Source organism: Allobranchiibius huperziae (assembly GCF_013410455.1).
Taxonomy (GTDB): domain Bacteria; phylum Actinomycetota; class Actinomycetes; order Actinomycetales; family Dermatophilaceae; genus Allobranchiibius; species Allobranchiibius huperziae.
Genome location: NZ_JACCFW010000001.1, coordinates 2,820,600 through 2,839,091 on the forward strand (window position 1 = coordinate 2,820,600; position 18,492 = coordinate 2,839,091).

23 protein-coding genes are annotated in these 18,492 nt (G+C 69.7%); 9 read left to right on the forward strand and 14 right to left on the reverse strand.

Features of this window, described 5'->3' with window-relative positions; all coding sequences use genetic code 11:
- Positions 1–68: 68 nt before the first annotated feature.
- The 4 genes from HNR15_RS13225 (at position 69) to HNR15_RS13240 (ending at position 3,160) form a co-directional block, all read left to right on the forward strand.
- On the forward strand, positions 69–587 hold the full coding sequence (locus HNR15_RS13225) for a serine O-acetyltransferase (RefSeq protein WP_179482517.1): 519 nt from the start codon (positions 69–71) through the stop codon (positions 585–587).
- 31 nt (positions 588–618) lie between these two features.
- Complete coding sequence (locus tag HNR15_RS13230) at positions 619–1,305, forward strand: hypothetical protein (RefSeq protein WP_179482519.1); 687 nt, start codon at positions 619–621, stop codon at positions 1,303–1,305.
- A 182-nt stretch (positions 1,306–1,487) separates the two neighbouring features.
- The gene (locus HNR15_RS13235; RefSeq protein WP_179482521.1) at positions 1,488–2,669 is read left to right on the forward strand and encodes a zinc-dependent alcohol dehydrogenase; all 1,182 of its coding nucleotides are present in this window, start codon (positions 1,488–1,490) and stop codon (positions 2,667–2,669) included.
- Positions 2,666–3,160: a hypothetical protein gene (locus HNR15_RS13240; RefSeq protein ID WP_179482523.1), complete on the forward strand. Its 495-nt coding sequence runs from the start codon at positions 2,666–2,668 to the stop codon at positions 3,158–3,160. The genes HNR15_RS13235 and HNR15_RS13240 overlap by 4 nt, the downstream gene beginning before the upstream one ends.
- A gap of 55 nt (positions 3,161–3,215) precedes the next feature.
- Here the strand turns inward: HNR15_RS13240 and HNR15_RS13245 are convergent, their stop codons facing one another.
- Positions 3,216–4,934, reverse strand: coding sequence for an ATP-binding cassette domain-containing protein (locus HNR15_RS13245; protein WP_179483773.1), 1,719 nt, complete (start codon positions 4,932–4,934; stop codon positions 3,216–3,218).
- Positions 4,935–5,058: 124 nt separating this feature from the next.
- Here HNR15_RS13245 and HNR15_RS13250 point away from each other — a divergent pair, with 124 nt between their 5' ends.
- From HNR15_RS13250 to HNR15_RS13265, 4 genes are read left to right on the forward strand one after another with little or no spacing between them, the layout of a single operon-like run.
- Entirely contained in the window at positions 5,059–5,637 is a 579-nt protein-coding gene (locus HNR15_RS13250) for a mycothiol transferase (RefSeq protein WP_179482525.1), read from the forward strand.
- 10 nt (positions 5,638–5,647) lie between these two features.
- Positions 5,648–6,412: a 5-oxoprolinase subunit PxpA gene (locus HNR15_RS13255; protein WP_179482527.1), complete on the forward strand. Its 765-nt coding sequence runs from the start codon at positions 5,648–5,650 to the stop codon at positions 6,410–6,412.
- 10 nt (positions 6,413–6,422) lie between these two features.
- Positions 6,423–7,049, forward strand: coding sequence for a 5-oxoprolinase subunit B family protein (locus tag HNR15_RS13260; protein WP_179482529.1), 627 nt, complete (start codon positions 6,423–6,425; stop codon positions 7,047–7,049).
- Positions 7,042–7,920 (forward strand): 5-oxoprolinase/urea amidolyase family protein, encoded by an 879-nt coding sequence (locus tag HNR15_RS13265; RefSeq protein ID WP_179482531.1) that lies wholly within the window; start codon positions 7,042–7,044, stop codon positions 7,918–7,920. Before HNR15_RS13260 ends, HNR15_RS13265 begins: the two co-directional genes overlap by 8 nt.
- A 9-nt stretch (positions 7,921–7,929) precedes the next feature.
- Here the strand turns inward: HNR15_RS13265 and truA are convergent, their stop codons facing one another.
- Entirely contained in the window at positions 7,930–8,760 is an 831-nt protein-coding gene (gene truA, locus HNR15_RS13270; RefSeq protein WP_179482533.1) for a tRNA pseudouridine(38-40) synthase TruA, read from the reverse strand.
- Between the two features lie 82 nt (positions 8,761–8,842).
- Here truA and HNR15_RS13275 point away from each other — a divergent pair, with 82 nt between their 5' ends.
- A complete protein-coding gene (locus HNR15_RS13275) occupies positions 8,843–10,078 on the forward strand; it encodes an MFS transporter (protein ID WP_179482535.1) in 1,236 nt (411 codons plus the stop codon).
- Positions 10,079–10,094: 16 nt separating this feature from the next.
- Here HNR15_RS13275 and HNR15_RS13280 read toward each other — a convergent pair whose 3' ends face one another.
- The 12 genes from HNR15_RS13280 to secY form a co-directional block, all read right to left on the reverse strand.
- On the reverse strand, positions 10,095–10,256 hold the full coding sequence (locus tag HNR15_RS13280; RefSeq protein ID WP_179482537.1) for a hypothetical protein: 162 nt from the start codon (positions 10,254–10,256) through the stop codon (positions 10,095–10,097).
- Positions 10,257–10,401: 145 nt separating this feature from the next.
- Positions 10,402–11,118 carry a 50S ribosomal protein L17, sunset domain variant gene (gene rplQ, locus HNR15_RS13285; RefSeq protein WP_179482539.1) on the reverse strand — a complete coding sequence of 239 codons (717 nt, stop codon included), beginning with the start codon at positions 11,116–11,118 and terminating at the stop codon, positions 10,402–10,404.
- A gap of 53 nt (positions 11,119–11,171) precedes the next feature.
- Complete coding sequence (locus tag HNR15_RS13290; protein ID WP_179482540.1) at positions 11,172–12,203, reverse strand: DNA-directed RNA polymerase subunit alpha; 1,032 nt, start codon at positions 12,201–12,203, stop codon at positions 11,172–11,174.
- Positions 12,204–12,358: 155 nt separating this feature from the next.
- Positions 12,359–12,967 (reverse strand): 30S ribosomal protein S4, encoded by a 609-nt coding sequence (gene rpsD, locus HNR15_RS13295; protein ID WP_179482541.1) that lies wholly within the window; start codon positions 12,965–12,967, stop codon positions 12,359–12,361.
- Between the two features lie 34 nt (positions 12,968–13,001).
- On the reverse strand, positions 13,002–13,406 hold the full coding sequence (rpsK, locus tag HNR15_RS13300; RefSeq protein ID WP_179482542.1) for a 30S ribosomal protein S11: 405 nt from the start codon (positions 13,404–13,406) through the stop codon (positions 13,002–13,004).
- A gap of 74 nt (positions 13,407–13,480) precedes the next feature.
- Positions 13,481–13,855, reverse strand: coding sequence for a 30S ribosomal protein S13 (rpsM, locus tag HNR15_RS13305; protein WP_179482543.1), 375 nt, complete (start codon positions 13,853–13,855; stop codon positions 13,481–13,483).
- Positions 13,856–14,098: 243 nt separating this feature from the next.
- Complete coding sequence (gene rpmJ / locus HNR15_RS13310; protein ID WP_179482544.1) at positions 14,099–14,212, reverse strand: 50S ribosomal protein L36; 114 nt, start codon at positions 14,210–14,212, stop codon at positions 14,099–14,101.
- A 78-nt stretch (positions 14,213–14,290) separates the two neighbouring features.
- Entirely contained in the window at positions 14,291–14,512 is a 222-nt protein-coding gene (gene infA, locus HNR15_RS13315; protein ID WP_013493543.1) for a translation initiation factor IF-1, read from the reverse strand.
- Positions 14,513–14,808: 296 nt separating this feature from the next.
- Positions 14,809–15,327, reverse strand: a complete 519-nt coding sequence (locus HNR15_RS13320; RefSeq protein WP_179482546.1) for a hypothetical protein — start codon at positions 15,325–15,327, stop codon at positions 14,809–14,811.
- A 93-nt stretch (positions 15,328–15,420) separates the two neighbouring features.
- Complete coding sequence (gene map, locus HNR15_RS13325; RefSeq protein ID WP_179482548.1) at positions 15,421–16,272, reverse strand: type I methionyl aminopeptidase; 852 nt, start codon at positions 16,270–16,272, stop codon at positions 15,421–15,423.
- Positions 16,273–16,291: 19 nt separating this feature from the next.
- Positions 16,292–16,873, reverse strand: coding sequence for an adenylate kinase (locus tag HNR15_RS13330; protein ID WP_179482550.1), 582 nt, complete (start codon positions 16,871–16,873; stop codon positions 16,292–16,294).
- Complete coding sequence (secY, locus tag HNR15_RS13335; protein WP_179482552.1) at positions 16,870–18,273, reverse strand: preprotein translocase subunit SecY; 1,404 nt, start codon at positions 18,271–18,273, stop codon at positions 16,870–16,872. The genes HNR15_RS13330 and secY overlap by 4 nt, the downstream gene beginning before the upstream one ends.
- Positions 18,274–18,492 lie beyond the last annotated feature (219 nt).

Below are 18,492 nucleotides of genomic sequence, written 5' to 3' on the forward strand. Positions count from 1 at the left end.
TCGGTACCCACCCTGGTAACGGTGTCGACACCCGGGGATCCAGCACCCCAGCGGCTACCCTCGTCCGCATGACTGCCAGTGACGGATCCGTCGGCCCGGCGATCCGTCCGCAGGACAGCATGCACCGGCGTCTCAACACCTCCCTGCGGATCGGGTACCGGTTGCACGAGAGGGGTCACCGCCGCCTCGGCCTCGCGGTCGACGCGCTGAACAGGTTGGTGTTCACCGCGGACATCCCCGGCCGTCTCGCGCTCCCGGACGACGTCACGTTCATGCACAACGGGCTCGGCACCATCGTCGACGAGCACGTGGTCTTCGAGGGCCCGGCCCTGATCTACCAGCACGTCACGCTGGGTTACGCGGTGCGCTGGGGAGGCGACGACGCGGTGCCCACCATCGGTTCGCACGTCATCATCGGGGCCGGTGCGACGGTCGTGGGCGGCATCCGGATCGGGTCCGGAAGCTTCATCGGCGCGGGCGCGGTGGTCAATTTCGACGTACCCGACAACCACATGGTCGCGCCGGGGCGCGCCACGATGAAGCCGCTGGAAGTGCCTGGCGCGCAGAAGTACTGGGAGACGTGCTGATCGGGTCGTCGCGGCCGGTACGGGCGTCACCGTGAGTGATGACGACCGCGGCGCGGGCGGCCACGAGCACCGGTTGCCGCCGACGATCGCCGTGCTGGTGGCGATCGCGCTCTACGCACTGCTGCCCAACACCCTGCTCTTCGCCCCACGGTTCGTCATCCCGGCGATCGAGATCCTGCTGCTCATCGCACTGGTCGCCACCAACCCCCGGCGGCTCACCCGCGAGACGCGCTGGTCGGGGTGGCTGTCCATCTTCCAGTGCGGGTTGCTCATCGTGGCAAACCTGGTTGCGCTCGGCATGCTCGTGCACGCCGTCGTCCACGCCGCCAAGAGTCACGACCTCCTCTACGGCGGACTGCAGGTGTGGGCCACCAACGTCATCGGATTCGCGCTTCTCTACTGGGAATTGGACCGCGGTGGTCCGGTACGCCGCCGCGAGGCTCCCCGCTCCCAGCTCCCGTCGGCCGACTGGCGCTTCTCCCAGGACGAGAACCACGACGCGGCCGCCGAAGTGGCGCGGACATCCTCGATCACCAGCAACTGGCGGCCGGTCTTCGTGGACTACCTCTACCTGTCACTGACCAACTCCAGCGCATTCAGCCCCACGGACACGATGCCGTTGACCAGCCGCGCCAAGCTGCTGATGGGCACCCAGGCCACGGCTGCGCTGCTCACCTCCCTGCTGGTCGTGGCGCGGGCGGTCGGGGTCATCGGCTGACGGACCGGCGTCCGTCGGTTCCACGGTCGCCTCCCGTGACCCGCAGGTTCGCGGACTCCCCCGTCGGTGATGTTTGGGGTCGCCTGCCGGACGGGTACCTCCACCATGGCCGCGCCTGCGATCAGCTGCGCGGACACGAGCACGACGAATGCGGCGTACGCCGCGCGGACGGACGGCACCACATGAGAGCACTCACCTGGCAGGGCACGGAAAAGGTCAGCGTCGAGACCGTGCCGGATCCGAGCATCCAGGCACCGACGGACGCGATCATCAAGGTCACCTCGACGGCGATCTGCGGATCCGACCTGCACCTGTACAAGGTGCTCGGGCCGTTCCTGCACCCCGGCGACGTCCTCGGCCACGAGACCATGGGTGTGGTGCAGGAGGTCGGCTCCGACGTGCACCACATCGCGCCCGGTGACCGGGTCGTCATCCCCTTCAACATCTCGTGCGGGCACTGCTGGATGTGCGAGCGCGGGCTGATGGCCCAGTGCGAGACCACCCAGGTGAAGTCCCAGGGCAAGGGCGCCAGCCTCTTCGGGTTCACCGACCTGTACGGCGCCGTGCCCGGCGGACAGGCGCAGTATCTGCGGGTGCCGCAGGCCCAGTTCGGTCCGATCAAGATCGAGGGCGACGGCCCCGACGAGCGCTACCTCTACCTGTCCGACATCCTGCCGACCGCCTGGCAGGGCGTGGAGTACGCCGAGGTCCCCGACGGCGGCACGATCGCGGTGCTCGGTCTCGGCCCGGTGGGTCAGCTCGCCACCCGGATCGCCCACCAGCGCGGCCTGCGGGTCATCGGGGTCGACCTGGTCCCCGAACGCCTCGACGCGGCCGCCAGGTTCGGCATCGAGGTCCTCGACATGAGCCAGTCCGACGACGTGGCCGCCGAGCTGCTCGACCGCACCGACGGCCGCGGCCCGGACAGCGTGCTGGACGCCGTGGGCATGGAGGCCCACGGGTCGCCCCTGCTGGAGACCGCGATCACCGCCGCCGGCCACCTTCCGGACATCATCGCCAAGCCGTTCACCGACAAGGCCGGGGTGGACCGCACCGCAGCGCTCATCACCGCCATGAAGGGCGTGCGCCGAGGCGGCACCGTGTCGGTCAGCGGCGTCTACGGCGGCGAGGCCGATCCGCTGCCGATGATGGAGATGTTCGACCGGGGTATCTCCATCCGGATGGGCCAGTGCCACGTGAAGCGCTGGATCGATGACCTGATGCCCTTCGTGGAGGACCCCGCCGATCCGTTCGGACTGACCGAGCTCGCGACCCACCGGCCGTCGCTGGAGGACGCACCCGCGGCGTACGAGATGTTCCAGAAGAAGCAGGACGGATGCGTCAAGGTGGTCCTCAAGCCGTGAGCGCGTCCGACGAGAGCGACTGGCTGCCGTTCTACCTGCGTGATCACTTCGCCGGGGCGACGGCGGGTGTGCAGCTCTTCGACCGCGTCGCGAACGGCCATAGCGACGAGACGGTGCGCGAGGAGGTCGCGCAGTTGCGCGTGGAGGTCGGCGAGGACCGTTCCGCACTCGGCTCGATGATGACGGCGCTGCGGATCCGGCAGCTGTCCCTCACCATGCTGGTCGGCATGCTCGGTGAGTACGCCGGCCGTCTCAAGCCGAACGGCGCGCTGCTGCAACGGTCCTCCGGATCCGACGTCTTCGAGCTGGAGACTCTGAGCTCCGCCGTGCAGGCCAAGTCACGCGTGTGGGAGACCCTTCTGGTCCTGGCCGAGCACGACAGCCGGCTGGATCCCGAGCGACTGCAGCAGCTCCTGGACCGCGCCGAGGACCAGCGCCAGCGTCTCGGCGACCTGCACGCCCGGTTCCTGCAGCAGCTGATCGGTCGCTGACCGACGCCGCCAGGGTCGCGGCGCGCTCGATGGGGCGCGCCGCGACCCTGCTCGCTCAGCGGGCGCGACGTACCCGGCGTTCGTCCCACACCGGCTCGTCCGACTCGTAGACGTCGCCTTCCTGACCGAAGACCAGGAAGCGGTCGAAACCGCGGGTGAACCACCGGTCGTGCGTGACCGCCACGACGGTGCCCTGGAACGCCGCGAGCCCCTCCTCCAGCGCCTCGGCCGAGTGCAGGTCGAGGTTGTCGGTGGGTTCGTCCAAGAGCAGCAACGTCGCGCCCGACAGCTCCAGCAGCAGGATCTGGAACCGCGCCTGCTGGCCGCCGGACAACGAGTCGAAGGTCTGCTCCGCGGAGCGCGCCAACTCGTAGCGGTCCAACGCCCGCGACGCCTGCTCGCGAGCCATCCCGTCGCGGTGCTCGTCGCCGCGGTGCAGGATCTCCAGCAGCGTGCGTCGCAGCAGCGCCGGGTGCTGATGGGTCTGCGCGAACCACCCCGGCCGCACCCGGGAGCCCAGGCGCGCGATGCCCTGGTGCAGCACGGGATCCGGCTGCACGTCGCCGACGGGCTGGTGCTCCAGGTCGGGGTCGCTGCCCCCGGCTGCGAGCAGCCGCAGGAAGTGCGACTTGCCCGACCCGTTCGACCCGAGAACGGCCACGCGCTCGCCGTACCAGATCTCCAGATCGAAGGGTCGCATCAGGATCTCGCTCGGCGACGACGTGCCGCCCGCAGCGAGCTCGAGGCGCTCGCAGATCACCGCGCGCTTGGCGGTCCGGCCGCCGGTGAGGCGCATCGTGACCTTCTGCTCGTTCGGGGTGACCTCCGGCGGGCCCGCCTCCTCGAAGCGGCGCAACCGGGTCTGCGCGGCCTGGTAGCGCGCCGCCATGTCGGAGTTGTAGGCGGCCTTCTGCTTGTACATCAGCACGAGGGCCTTGAGCTTCGCCTGCTCCTCGTCCCAGCGCTTGCGCAGCTCCTCCAGCCTGTTGTTGCGGTCTATACGTGCCTGCGCGTACGACGCGAACCGTCCCGGGTGCATCCAGGCGATCGACCCTGCGCCGGTGGGCTCCAAGGTCGCGACGCGCGTGGCCACCTGGTCGAGCAGCTCCCGGTCGTGGCTGACGAAGAGCACCGTCTTGGGCGACTCGTTCAGCGCGCTCTCGAGCCAGCGCTTGGTGGGCACGTCGAGGTAGTTGTCCGGCTCGTCGAGCAGCAGCACCTCCTGCGGCCCGCGCAGCAGCGCCTCCAGCACCAGCCGCTTCTGCTCACCGCCAGACAGGGTGGCGACATCGCGCCACTGCGCCTTGTCGTAGGGCACCCCGAGGGCCGCGACCGTGCAGACGTCCCAGAGGATCTCGGCCTCGTAGCCGCCCACCTCACCCCAGTCGACGAGCGCCTGGGCGTAGGCCATCTGGGTGGGTTCGTCGTCGCGCTCCATCATGGCCAGCTCGGCGGCGTCCACCGCCCGCGCCGCCTGCGCCACGAGCTGCGGGGCGACGCCGACCAGCAGATCCCGCACGGTGGCACTCGTGCCGTCGCGGCCCACCTTGCCGATGAACTGGCGCATGACGCCGAGTCCCCCGGTGCGGGTGACGGCACCGGAGTCGGCCTGGATCTCCCCCGAGATGATCCGCAGCAGCGTGGTCTTCCCGGTGCCGTTGGGCCCGACCAGTGCGACCTTCGCGCCCTCACCCACCCGCAGGCTCACGTCGCCGAGCAGCGGCCTGCCGTCGGGCAGGTGATATCCGATGCCGTTCACGTCCACGTGGCCCACAGGCGTCGATTCTCCCTGTCGACGCATGATGCGTCATTTCGTTTTCTCCGCCGGATGTCGGTGGCCGCTCCTATCGTCGATGCACGGGAGAGATCTGGCAGGAGTAAGCGAGAGAGGACCGATCATGCCGGCACCGGGAGTACACACCGAGAACGAGGACGTCGCGCTCTTCCTGGGCGCGCAGATCGGCGCCATCCGCAACGCGGCGTACGGGCTGACCGAGGCGCAGGCGCGCGAGACGCCCTGTCGCAGCACCCTTTCCATCGGAGGTCTGATCACGCATGCGATCTACGTGATGGAGGGCAGGTTGCGGCGCGATGCGGAAGGCACTCGCACGACGGAGCTCACACCGGAGGGTTTCGCCAGATTCGCCGGCAGCTTCGCCCTGGCCGAGGACGACACCCTGGAGGCTGCGCTGCAGCGGTTCGACGCCGCTGCCGAGGCCTACCTGGCCAGCGTGCGCTCCGCCGATCCCGATGCCACATCCATCGAGCCGCCGGCGCCCTGGGACGGCGTGCTGGAGGACACCCCCACGAAGGAGCGGTTCTACCTGCTGCACCACATCGAGGAGCTGGCCCGGCACGCCGGGCACGCCGACATCATCCGGGAGCAGATCGACGGAGCCGACGGAGCATCGCTCGCGGCCGCGTCCGAGGGGCGCCCGGCCAACGACTTCGTCAAGCCCTGGTCGCCGCCCGGGTGAGAATGGCCCGGTGAGCGCCACCATCGACCTGAACGCCGACCTGGGTGAGAGCTTCGGTCGGTGGCAGCTCGGCGACGACGACGCCCTGCTGGAGCTGGTCACCTCCGCGAACGTGGCCTGCGGTTTCCACGCCGGCGACCCGGCCACGCTCGTGCGCACCTGCCAGGCCGCGGCTGCGGGCGGCGTACGGGTGGGCGCCCAGGTCGGCTATCGCGACCTGGCCGGATTCGGGCGCCGCTTCATCGACGTGTCACCGCAGGATCTCTTCGCGGACGTCGTCTATCAGATCGGGGCGCTCGACGGGATCGCCCGCACTCAGGGCACCCGGGTGGCATATGTCAAGCCGCACGGCGCGCTCTACAACACGATCGTGCACCACGAGGAGCAGGCCGCCGCGGTCGTGGCTGCCGTCCGCGCGGTCGACGAGAGCCTGCCGATCCTCGGGCTCCCGGGATCCGCGGTGCTGGCCGCGGCACGTGAGTCCGGTCTGCGGGCCGTCGCCGAGGCGTTCGCCGACCGCGCGTACACCGCCGACGGCGTCCTGGTCGACCGCCGCCGTCCCGGCGCCGTGCTCAACGACGCGGAAGCGGTCGCCGAGCGTGTGGTGGCGATGGTCGTCACCGGGCGGGTGCGTTCCATCGACGGGTCGGACGTGGAAGTGACCCCGGACTCGGTGTGCCTGCACGGCGATTCGCCGGGTGCCGTCGCCATGGCACGGGCGGTGCGCTCAGCCCTCTCGACAGCCGGGGTGCGGATCGCCTCGTTCCTGGACTGAGGGTCGGGCGATGCGACTGCTGCCGTGCGGGGAGTCGGCCATCCTGGTCGAGCTGGACTCCACCGAGGAGCGGGACGCGCTGCACGACTGGTTGCGCTCGTCGCGCCCGGCCGCCGTCGCCTCATACGTCCCGGCGCATCTCACGGTGCTCGTCGTGGTCGTGACACCCGCGCAGGTGCCGTCGGTCGCCGACTGGCTGCGCGCCCTGACACTGTCCGACCCGCCCGCACGGCCGACCGGGGCGCCGGAGGAGCTCGTCGTGGAGGTGACCTACGACGGCGCCGATCTGCGCGATGTCGCCGACCATCTCGGCATCACGCCGGACGAGGTCGTACGACGGCACACGCAGCAGCGCTGGCACGTCGAATTCGTCGGTTTCAAGCCCGGGTTCGGCTACCTGATCGGTGACAGCGGCGGCCTGCACGTGCCCCGCCGGGAGTCGCCGCGCACCCGCATCCCTCGGGGCGCGGTCGCACTGGCCGGCGACTACTCCGGTGTCTATCCATCGCCCTCACCCGGCGGGTGGCAGCTCATCGGGCACACCGGACAGGTGCTCTTCGACCCGGACGCCACGCCTGCCGCCCGGCTGACCGCCGGCACCGTGGTGCGCTTCGTCGAGGTGCCTGCCCGTGGCTGAGCTCGAGGTGCTGGCCGTCGGGCCGCAGGCGCTGGTCGAGGATCTCGGCAGGCCGGGGGTCGCGCACCTCGGCGTCCCCGCCTCCGGCGCTGCCGACCGCGCCTCGCTGGCGCAGGGCAATCGGCTCCTCGGCAACCCCGCGGGCGCCGCGGGCATCGAGGTGCTGCTCGGCGGCTTCGCCTGCCGCGCCGACTCCCCCGTGCTGCTCGCCCTCACGGGCGCACCGGTCGCCGCCACGCTCGATGACGAGCCGGCGCCCTTCGGCGCCCCGTTCGCCGTACGCCGAGGCCAGCGGCTCACGCTCTCGACCCCGGAGCACGGGATGCGGACCTACCTCTGCGTGCGCGGCGGCCTCGGCGGCACCCGGCACTTCGGCAGCGTCGCCGCCGACCCGACCTCCGGGCTCGGCACCCCGCCCCTCGCGCCCGGCGACCGTCTTTCGATCGGGACCGCGTCCGATGAACCCACCGCAGGCCTCGCGGTCGCCGGTGTCGACACGGCGGGCGCCCCCATCGAGGTTCGCGCCACATGGGGACCGCGTCAGGACCGGCTGACCGGGCGCGCGGCCCGGCAGTTGGCCGAGGGCGTCTGGACCGTCAGCCCGCAGCTCGACCGGGTGGGCATCCGCCTCGACGGCGCCACGCTCAGCCTGCGCAGCGACGAACAGCTGAGCAGCGAGGGCGTCGTCCGCGGCGCGGTCCAGGTGCCGCCGTCCGGTGCTCCGGTGATCTTCCTGGCCGACCACCCCACGACCGGCGGGTACCCCGTAGTGGCCGTGGTGACCGATCGCGACACCGACCGGCTCGCTCAACTGCGCCCCGGTGACCGACTCCGGCTGCGGCTGCGCCCCGTGTCCTGGAGCACCGACTGAGCCTGCAGCTCAGATCGGGTCGCGCGTCCTGCGGGACTGCGCGGCCCGCGCCGCCAGTTCGTCGTCGGGCGGGTAGGTGACCTCTTCGAGGCACAGTCCGTGCGGTGGCATGACCGTCACCGCCGGGTGGCGACCGCGCTCGCGCAGCACCTGAGTCGGCCACTGCACCTCCCGGCGCCCTTCGCCGACCGGCAGCACGACACCCACCAGCGACCGCACCATCGAGTGGCAGAAGGCGTCGGCGAGCACGGTGGCCGCCACCGTGCCGTCCTCCTCGCGCACCCAGCGGTAGTCCAACAGGGTGCGCACCGTGGTCGCACCCTCCCGCCGTTTGCAGAACGCCGCGAAGTCGTTCAGGCCCACCAGGTTCTGCGCCGCGGCGTCCATCAGACCCACGTCGACGGGGTGCTTGACCAGGACGGTGTCGCGGCGCCGCACCGGGTCGAGGGTCGCCGGGTCATCGCAGATCCGATAGCTGTAGCGACGGCTGGTGGCCGAGAAGCGCGCGTCGAAGCCCTCCGGCGCCCGCTGCACCCGGCGGACGACCACGTCGCGCGGCAGCACCCCGTTCAGGCGACGCACGGCGGCATCGGCCGGCGTCCGTGGTGAGCGAGCGGGCAACCCCTCGTACGACGCGTCGTCCAGGTCGAGGTGGCAGACGGCGCCTCGCGCGTGCACTCCGGCATCGGTGCGCCCCGCGACGGTCAGACGGGGTGCGTCCTGGCGCAGGATCGTCCCCCACGCCTGCGCCAGTGTCTCCTCGACGGTCCGCAGACCGGGTTGTGCAGCCCACCCCGAGAAGTCGCTGCCGTCGTACCCGAAGTCCATCCGCAGCCGCACGCGTAGAGGGTATCCGGCGGCGCGTCAGGTCACATCGGCCAACGGACCCCGTCGTACGCCGCGGACGTGCCACCATGCGCTGGTGCCCCCACCCGCAGACTTCACCCGACGCCGGGTCGCGGTGGCCGGCGGGTTCGCCACCCAGGGCCTGGTCTTCATCGCGCTCAGCACCAGGCTCCCGGCGATCCAGCACCGGTTCCACATCGGACCGGGCGAGTTCTCGGCACTGCTGCTGGCCCTGGTGGCCGCCGCCGGGGCCGGCTCCCTCACCGCCGAGCAACTGGCACCCCGGCGGGGAAGCGCCACCGCGCTACGCGTCGGTTTCACCCTCATGCTCCTCGCGCTGCCGGTCGTCGGGTTCAGTCATCGGCTGTGGCTGCTCGCGATCGGGATGGCGCTCTACGGCTGGGCTCTCGGCATGGTCGACGCCACGACGAACATGCAGGGAGTGACACTCGAGCACGCGGTGGGTCGCCCGATCATGCCGACCTTCCACGCCGCATGGACCCTTGGCGGCATCCTCGGCACCCTGCTGGCGCTGGCGTTGACCCACGTGTCCCTGGGGGTCGCCGCGCTCGTCCTCGCTCTCCTGCCCCTGGCCGCCATCTTCCTGCCGTACCTGCGGGCGAGCGGACCCTTCGAGGCGGAGCCGCCGACGGACCTGGGACCCGCGGGCGTCGAGGTGCCGTGGCGTCGCATCCTCGTGGTCGGCGCGGCCCTGGTGCTCTTCTACATGGTCGACACGGCGGTCACCACGTGGGGGCCCACCTACCTGGACCGCACGTTCGGTGCCCCGGGAGGACTCGTCGCGGTCGCCACGCTGCCCTACCTCGTGGCGTCCCTGATCGGTCGTGGGTCAGGTGATCGCCTGGCGGCGCGCTTCGGGGCCACGCCGCTGCTGCGGGTGGGCGCCTGCCTCGGCGCGGTGGGACTCGCGATCGTCGTCCTCGCGCCGTCCTCGTACGTCGCGATGGGCGGCTTCGTGGTCCTCGGCGTCGGTGTCGCGGTGGTCGCGCCCCTGAGCTTCTCCGCGGCGGCGTCCATCGCCCACGAAGGGTCCGGGCTCGACCCCGCGGCCGAGCGCGCACGGGTCGACGCGGTCATCGCGCGCTTCAACCAGTTCAACTATCTAGGTGCGGTGCTGGGGTCGGTGATGACCGGAGCGGTCGGGAAGGATTCGCTGCGCTACGGATTCGCCCTCCCGATGGTGCTGATCCTCGGCATCGTCCCGCTCGCCCGGGCCTTCGGCCGCGACGCCGGCTCCCGGGGAACGACGACAGGGTCGCAGCGCGCCGTAGAGGGCGCGCCACGACCCTGATCTGGCTGGAGAACGCTCAGCCGTTGGTCGCCTCCGGGTCATCCGAAGCGGACTCCGCGTCAGCCGCGGTCGCCCCGGCCGAGGCCGTCTGCGCGCTCTTGTCGTCCGCTTCGGTGGTGCCTGCGGGAGCATCCTGCTCATGTTCAGGGGTCGTGCCGACGTCGCTGGGATCGGTCATCGATTCCTCCTAGGGGCGAAGTTGTGCCGCCCCCAGCCTCGCATCCCGCCGGCCGCCCCGCGGCAGCGCCGGGTCGCCATGTCCGGGGACGGCGAAGGGCCGCCACCCCATCGGGGTGACGGCCCTTCGACCAGGGTGTCCTGGGTCAGTCGTCGGATTCGGACGAGGCGTCGGACGCCTCTTCCGGCGCACCGGCCTGTGCGGCCTCGCCGCCGGCCGGCTCGAAACCGGCCGCAGCTGCTGCCTCGGGCGTGGTGAACCAGACCTCGGCCACCGTCGACTCGAACCAACGCGAACCCTCGACGTGGTACTTCATGGAGTCCTCGTTGCCCTTGACCACGAACTTCTCGGGGTCGGGCGACGCGCCGCCGTCCAGGGGGGCGGCCGAGTCGGCGCCGTACTTGCCCTCGGCGGTCTTCGCGGAGTCGTCAGCCTTGTCGGCAGCTGAACGCCGGGTGGCGCCCTCTGCCTCGGCGACGACGGCGCGCTTGGGCTTGGCGTTGACGGTCTCGCGGACCAGCTCGATCACGGCCATCGGGGCGTTGTCGCCCTTGCGCGGCGCGATCTTGGTGATCCGGGTGTAACCGCCGCTGCGCTCGGCCATGTCGGGCGCGATCTCGGTGAAGAGACGGTGTACGACGCCCTTGTCGCGCACCACCGTCAGCACCCGGCGACGGGCGTGCAGGTCACCGCGCTTGGCGAAGGTGACCAGGCGCTCGGCCAGCGGACGCAACCGCTTGGCCTTGGCCTCGGTGGTGGTGATCCGGTCGTGCTCGAACAACGCCGTGGCCAGGTTGGCCAGGATGAGCCGCTCGTGCGCAGGACCGCCGCCGACGCGGGGGCCCTTGGTAGGGGTAGGCATTGAATCTCCTTGGTCTACGAATCACGCTGCGGTGGCAGCGGATTCAAAGCGGCTCAGTACTGCTCGTCCTCGGCAAAACTGACGTCGGTCTCGGGTGCATCCTCATCGTCGTCGTACCGGTCGGCGATGGCGCTCGCGTCGAACCCGGGAGGGCTGTCCTTGAGCTGCAGACCCATCTCGACCAGCTTCTCCTTGACCTCGTCGATCGACTTGGCACCGAAGTTGCGGATGTCGAGCAGGTCGGCCTCGCTGCGTCCGACGAGCTCACCCACGGTGTGGATGCCCTCGCGCTTGAGGCAGTTGTAGGAGCGGACGGTGAGGTCCAGGTCCTCGATCGGCATCGACAGGTGAGCCGCAAGAACGGCGTCCGTCGGCGAGGGGCCCATGTCGATGCCTTCGGCCTCGACGTTGAGCTCGCGGGCCAGACCGAAGAGCTCGACCAGCGTCTTACCGGCCGAGGCCATCGCGTCACGGGGGGCCATCGAGTTCTTGGTCTCGACGTCCACGATCAGCTTGTCGAAGTCGGTGCGCTGCTCCACACGGGTGGCCTCGACCTTGTAGGTCACGGACAGCACCGGGGAGTAGATGGAGTCGACCGGGATACGGCCGATCTCCTGGTCGGCGGACTTGTTCTGCTGGGCGGAGACGTAACCGCGGCCACGCTCGACCGTCAGCTCCATCTCGACCTTGCCGGAGTCGTTCAGCGTCGCGATCTGCAGGTCGGGGTTGTGCACCTCGACACCGGCGGGCGGCGCGATGTCCGCGGCCGTGACGGCGCCGGGGCCCTGCTTGCGCAGGTACATGACCACAGGCTCGTCCTGCTCGGAGGACACCACCAGGCTCTTGATGTTGAGGATGATCTCGGTGACGTCTTCCTTGACACCGGGGATCGTGGTGAATTCGTGCTGCACACCATCGATGCGCAGGCTGGTGACGGAAGCACCGGGGATGCTGGACAGCAGGGTCCGGCGCAGGGAGTTGCCGAGCGTGTAGCCGAAGCCGGGCTCCAGCGGCTCGATGACGAACCGTGAGCGGTTGTCGGCGACGACTTCCTCGCTCAGGGTGGGGCGCTGTGCGATGAGCACTGTTTCTTTCCTTCCCACGGGCGACCGCTATTTGACGCCTCGTGTACGCAGCGCGTGAGCTTCGGTCCACTCACGCGCGTTCTGCAGCGACCTTCACCGGTTGTCAGCGGATTCGAGGCGTATCCGCCAGGAATCCGCTGACAACCGAAGAGGGATCAGTTCTTGGAGTAGAGCTCCACGATCAGCTGCTCGGTCAGCACGCTGTCGATCTGCGCGCGGGTCGGCAGCGAGTGCACCAGGATCTGCAGCGTGCCGGGCACGACGTGCAGCCAGGCCGGGACCGGGCGCTCACCGAAGGTCTCGCGAGCCAGCTGGATCGGGAAGATCTCGCGGGACTTCTCGCGGACGGTGATGATGTCGTACTGCTCCACCCGGTAGGACGGGATGTCGACGTTCTTGCCGTTGACCTGGAAGTGGCCGTGGCTGACCAGCTGACGCGACGCCCGACGGGTGCGGGCGAGGCCGGCGCGGTAGACCACGTTGTCCAGCCGCGACTCCAGGATGGTGAGGAGCACCTCACCGGTCCGGCCCTGACGGCGGACGGCTTCCTTGTAGTAGCGGACGAACTGCTTCTCCATGATGCCGTAGGTGAAGCGAGCCTTCTGCTTCTCCTGCAGCTGCAGGAGGTACTCGTTCTCCTGGATCCGGCCGCGGCCGTGCTGGCCGGGCGGGAAGGGGCGCATCTCGAAGGATTTGTCACCCCCGACGAGGTCGGTCTTGAGGCGACGCGACTTCTTGGTGATGGGGCCGGTGTAACGGGCCATGATTCAGATCTCCTTGAAAGACTCGGGTCGGCGCTCAGCTACGACGCTTGGGCTGGCGGACACCGTTGTGCGGCTGAGGGGTGACGTCCTGGATGGCGCCGACCTCGAGGCCGGCGGCGGCCAGGGAGCGGATCGCGGTCTCACGACCGGAGCCGGGGCCCTTGACGAAGACGTCGACCTTCTTCATGCCGTGCTCCATCGCCCGACGCGCGGCGGCCTCGGCGGCCATCTGCGCGGCGTACGGCGTGGACTTGCGGGAGCCCTTGAATCCGACCTGACCGGACGAGGCCCATGCGATGACGGCGCCGTTGGGGTCGGTGATCGAGACAATCGTGTTGTTGAAGGTGCTGCGGACGTAGGCGTGGCCTGCCGCAACGTTCTTCTTCTCCTTGCGGCGCACTTTCTTGGCGCCGGCCGCGGGGCGGCTCTTGGGAGGCATATGTATGAATCTCCTGGTTCGACTTCAGCGAGTAACGAGGGTGGAAGAGCGAAGGGACGGACCCCGGCGGGGTCTTACTTCGCCTTCTTGCGGCCGGCGACGGTGCGCTTGGGGCCCTTGCGGGTACGCGCGTTGGTCTTGGTGCGCTGGCCGTGCACGGGCAGGCCGCGACGGTGACGCAGGCCCTGGTAGGAACCGATCTCCACCTTGCGGCGGATGTCGGCGGCCACCTCACGGCGCAGGTCACCTTCGAGGCGGAAACTCGCCTCGAGGTGGTCGCGGAGCTGAACCAGCTCCTCCTCGCTGAGGTCACGGACACGGGTGTCCGGGTTGACGCCGGTTGCTTCCAGCGTCTGGGTGGCGCGGGTGCGACCCACGCCGTAGATGTAGGTGAGTGCGACCTCGACGCGCTTCTCGCGCGGCAGGTCGACACCGATGAGGCGTGCCATCTGGCGGTTCTCCTGTGTGTCTTCGGAGGTCTGGTGCGGGTACCGGTCCCATGACCAGCCGGAGAGGGCTGAGATGGGTCCCCGGCCTCCGAGCCGGGGGTGACGTCCGGTGAGGGGTGCTCACCGGGGCCGGGTACCTGCAATAGCGACGACGTACGTCGTCGCACTGATATCTGTCGTCGTATGAAGTTGTGACGTGCGCGTTCTAGGCGAAGAACGCGACCGCTGCCGGTTGGCTGCGGGTCAGCCCTGCCGCTGCTTGTGGCGGGCGTTCTCGCAGATCACCATGACCCGGCCGTTACGGCGGATCACCTTGCAGTTGTCACAGATCTTCTTGACGCTCGGCTGGACTTTCATCGCACCTTTTGTCTTCGAAGTCGGTGCCCGACACCCGCGAACGGGATCGGGCAGTGATGGGTTCGTGCAGTTGCTCCGTCAGCGATACCGGAAGACGATGCGGCCACGGGTCAGGTCATACGGGCTGAGCTCCACCACGACCCGGTCCTCGGGGAGGATCCGGATGTAGTGCTGTCGCATCTTCCCTGAGATGTGGGCCAACACCTTGTGACCGTTACTCAGCTCCACCCGGAACATCGCGTTCGGGAGAGCTTCGACGATCGTGCCCTCGATCTCGATGACACCGTCCTTCTTGGCCATGTCCTCCAACTCACCTGCGGAACGGGTGCGCCCATGATGGACGTCCCTGGAATGTCGATTCGCGAGTCTGCCTGCGACCCCCCGGTCCGCGTCCTCACCGCACGAGGGCCGCAAGGGCCAGCCGTGAGATCGAGACGAGGAAGAGGTGGTCGCGCAAGCCGAACCCGTCCTGGGCACGAAGTAGCGCGGAACACACCCGTGAACCGACACATCAGCTTACCTGTCCCACTGATCCCGCCCAAATCGCGCCGAACGACGCACCGGTCACGCGGTCCCGGTGTTGCGCCCCCGATGGCTCACCGGGGCCGCGTCGGCCGCGCCGTGACCGTCACGGTCGCGGTCGTGGTCGCGGTGCGGGTCACGGTGGTGCCGGGCGCGGTCCGGGTCACGGTGGGGGTGGTACTCGCGGTCGCGGTGCGGGTCACGGTCGTGCCGGGTGTTCGAACGGTGGTGACGGAGCCGGTCACCGTGACCGTGCGCGGCGCGGCCGCCAGCGTCGTGGTGAGGACCCGGGTCTGCTCACGGCCCGCCGCCGTCGACACGCTCGAGACGGTCGTGGTGACGGGGGCGGCCGTGGTGGTGACGGTGGTGGAGGCGGTGGTCGTGCTCGCGGCGGCGGACGTGCCACCCCCGCTGCGGGCAGTTCCCACGGCGAACCCCGCGATCGCGAAGGCGACCGCCCCGAGCAGGCCGCCGAGCAGCAACGGCAGCACGGGGGTGTGGCCGTCGCGAAGGTCGCGGCGGTACTCGAAGTCGTCGTCGTCGTCCTGCTGGGTCTGCGGCTCGCGGGGGAAGAAGTTCTCGAAGTCGCTCATCGCCCACTTTTCTCGCTGCGGCCCGTCGCCCGGTCCGATTGACCCGTCAACCGGTCATCCTGCCTCAACGATGCAGGTCATGCCCCGGTTTCGTCAGCGCAGGGGCGCGTATGTCGCGCCCGCCGCCGCGAGGTCGGCCTCGCCGCCGTCGACCGCCGTCAACACCCACAATCCGCCCGGCGTCGCCGCGACCGTGTGCTCCCAATGGGCCGCCCGCGCCCCGTCATCGGTCCGGACGGTCCAGCCGTCCTCCAACTCGTGGGTCTCGTGACCGCCCAGAGTGACCATCGGCTCGATCGCGACGGTCGCCCCCTCGCGGATGACCGGCCCGGAGGCACGCACCCGTTCGTTGAAGACGGTGGGCTCCATGTGCATCTCCTGCCCAATGCCGTGCCCGGTGTAGCCGTCGACGATGCCGAAGTCGACCGACAGGCCGTCCGCCTGCCAGGCCGCCGCCCCCGCGGCCACCCGCTCCTCGATGACCTGGCCGAGCTCGTATACACCGCGCCCGGGCCGGAACGCGGCGATGCCGGCCCACAGCGCGTCACGGGTGGTGCGGGTCAGCGCGCGGTCTCCTGCGGTGGCGTACCCGCCGACGGGCAGGGTGATGGCCGCGTCACCGTGCCAGCCGTCCACGATGGCGCCGCAGTCGACCGAGACGAGGTCGCCGTCCTCCAGCACCCGCTCCCCCGGGATGCCGTGCACGACCTCGTCGTTGACCGAGATGCACAACGTCGCCGGGAAGCCCTGATAGCCGAGGAAGCTCGGCTTCGCCCCGGCATCGCGGATGAAGGCGTGCGCGAGGTCGTCCAGGCGACCGGTCGTCGTACCCACGACGGCGTGTTCGCGCACCATCTGCAGACACCGACCGACGACCAGACCCGCCGCGCGCATCGAGTGCAGCTGGTCGGCGGTCTTGACGGGCAGTCGTTCCCTGCCGAACATCACACGGTTCCGTCCGGCGTCAGGCCGTGCGGGAGACGAGCTGGTCGAGTGTCTCGTCGATACGCCGGGTCACCTCGTCGACCTCACCCATGCCGTCCAGCTCGTGCAGCAGACCGCGCTCGGCGTAGGTCTGCGCGAGCGGGTGGGTCTCCTTGTTGTAGATCTCCTGACGTTCCCGGATGACCTGCTCGGAGTCGTCGACGCGTCCGGAGGTCTTCGCGCGCTCGGTGAGGCGCGCGACCAGCTCGTCGTCGTCGACCATCAGGCGCAGCACGCCGTCGACGTGGTGGCCGTCGCGGGCCAGGAGCGCGTCGAGAGCGTCCACCTGGGCCATGGTGCGCGGGTAGCCGTCGAGCAGGAACCCGTCGGCCGCGTCGGGCTGCGCGAGCCGGTCGGCGACGATCTGGTTGGTGATCTCGTCGGTGACGTAGCCGCCAGCGTCCAGGATGTCCTTGACCTGCTTGCCGAGCGGGGTCTCGTCCTTGATGTTCGCCCGGAAGATGTCACCGGTCGACACGTGCGGGATCCCGTGGGTGGCGCACAACCGCTCCGCCTGCGTGCCCTTGCCGGCCCCCGGGGGGCCCAGGATGATCAACCTCACACCCGGCCTCCTGCCGTCTGCTCCTTCTTGGCTGCCTTGGTGGCCTTCGGCTTCGACTTCGCACCGGGCTCGTCGGACCGCAGAAATCCCTCGTAGTGATGCTGCTGCAGCTTGGAGTCGACCTGCTTCACCGTCTCCAGGCCGACGCCCACCAGGATCAGGATCGAGGCGCCGCCGAACGGGAAGTTGGAGTTGGCACCCACCATCGCCAGAGCGATGAGCGGGATCAGGGCGAGGACACCCAGGTAGACCGCGCCCACGACGGTGATGCGGGTCAGCACGTAGTTCAGGTAGTCCGCCGTCGCCTTGCCCGCGCGCACGCCGGGGATGAACGACCCCGCCGACTTCAGGTTGTCCGCGACCTCTTCGGGCTGGTAGGTGATCGAGACGTAGAAGAAGGTGAAGAACACCACGAGGACCGTCGACAGCAGCATGTAGGACCAGTGGTCACCGCGGTTGAGGTTGTTCAGCACCCACTGCGCCCAGCCCGCCGCCGGCTTGCTGCGGTCACTCGGTTGGGCGAACCCGGCGAGCAGCACCGGGAGGGACAGCAGGGAGGTCGCGAAGATGATCGGGATGACGTTGGCCATGTTGACCTTGAGCGGCAGGTACGTCGACATCCCGCCGTACATCCGCCGGCCCACCATCCGCTTGGCGTACTGCACCGGGATGCGTCGCTGGGAGTTCTCCACGAAGACCACGGCGACGGTGACGACGAGGCCCATCACGACGACCAGCAGGAACTTGCCCCAGCCCTGGTCGTGGATGGCCCACACCGAACCGGGCACCCTGGCCGCGACGGCGGTCAGGATCAGCAGCGACATGCCGTTGCCGATGCCGCGCTCGGTGATCTGCTCACCGAGCCACATGATCAGGCCGGTGCCGGCGGTCAGGACCAGCACCATAATGATCAGGTAGAAGACGCCCTGGTTCGGCATGATCGTCGGGCAGGTGCTGGAGTCGCCACCGAGCAGCGTCGAGGGGTTCGCCTTCGCGGCGGTGACCAGGGTCGCGGACTGCAGGAGCGCCAGGCCGATCGTCAGATAACGCGTGTACTGCGTCATCTTCGTCTGGCCGGACTGCCCCTCCTTCTTCAGCTCCTCGAAGCGAGGGATCACCACCGTCAGCAGCTGCACGATGATGCTGGCCGTGATGTAGGGCATGATCCCGAGCGCGAAGACCGACAGCTGCAGCAGGGCGCCGCCGGAGAAGAGGTTGGCCAGACCGAGAAAGCTCTGGTTGGACCCGGCGCCCTTCTGGCAGGCCTGGATCAGCTTGAAGCTGATCCCGGGGGTGGGGATGTGCGATCCGAGCCGGAAGATCGCCATCACCAGGAGGGTGAACAGGATCTTCTTGCGCAGGTCCGGCGTCTTGAACGCACGGGCGGCGGCGGTGAGCAACAGGTCCTCCTACGGGCGGCCGACCTCCGGTGAGGTGACGACCTGTTCTACGGACTGACCGGGCGCTTCAGCATCCGGTCCGCCGTCCCGGTCGACGTGCGAGGCGGGTGGGCAATGAGCTGACAATACCTGGCATGCCGACGCCCCGGCGGCGAGACCCTCGTGAGGGTGCCACGCTACCGGGGCGCAGGCCTTGTTCGTACGCCGGTCGGCCTACCG